This window comes from Paenibacillus oleatilyticus (assembly GCF_018998565.1).
In the GTDB taxonomy this organism is placed as follows: Bacteria; Bacillota; Bacilli; order Paenibacillales; family NBRC-103111; genus Paenibacillus_G; species Paenibacillus_G oleatilyticus.
The window spans coordinates 115-377 of record NZ_JAHNZO010000084.1 but is presented as its reverse complement, the minus strand read 5'-3'; the positions used below and the strand labels follow the sequence as shown (position 1 = coordinate 377).

Here is a 263-nt window from a genome sequence, read left to right as displayed (position 1 = left end):
AAGCCTGAGCCGATGTCGCAGCCGTTTAGCGCAGCGCAAAAGCCGCAGCCGTACGAGGCGCCACAGCCGTTCCAGGCAGCGCAAAAAGGCAAGCCTGAGCCGATGCCGCAGCCGTTTAGCGCGGCGCAAAAGCCGCAGCCGTACGAGGCGCCACAGCCGTTCCAAGCGGCGCAGAAGGGCAAACCGGAGCCGATGCCGCAGCCGTTTAGCGCGGCGCAAAAGCCGCAGCCGTACGAGGCGCCACAGCCGTTCCAAGCGGCGCA

General features: G+C 67.3%; 1 pseudogene. It reads left to right on the top strand.

The features are described 5' to 3' along the window. Positions 1–263 (top strand): annotated as a pseudogene (locus KQX66_RS36390) (hypothetical protein); the annotation flags it as partial.